General features: G+C 35.4%; 1 pseudogene. It reads left to right on the top strand.

Features of this window, described 5'->3' with window-relative positions:
- Positions 1 to 302, top strand: a pseudogene (locus tag OU788_RS12770) (TonB-dependent receptor); the annotation flags it as partial.

The following is a 302-nucleotide window of genomic DNA, read 5'->3' as shown; positions in this document are numbered from 1 at the left end:
AAAGGATTAGATGTTAACATAACTGGACTTTACGACACAAGAAATAGAGTTGTAAACGACACGGTAAGTCAAGCCTATACTTGGAAAGGTGTAAAACTACAGAGAGAACAGTTCAATCCAGATGGAACAGTAAGTATTGTTGATCATAAATATCCTTGGAAATCTCAGCAAGAAGGTGGCCCGACACTTCTCAACATCAAAAGAAATGTTGCCTCAATAAGAACTGGAGTTTCTTATAAAATCAATAAAAACCACAAAATACAACTAAATCATTTTTACAGCGGACTTGACAGAGAAGATAG

Source organism: Tenacibaculum sp. L6, from assembly GCF_028823685.1.
Taxonomy (GTDB): Bacteria; Bacteroidota; Bacteroidia; order Flavobacteriales; family Flavobacteriaceae; genus Polaribacter.
The sequence above is the reverse complement of the archived record's forward strand: the minus strand, read 5'-3'. Positions and strand labels throughout refer to the sequence as shown.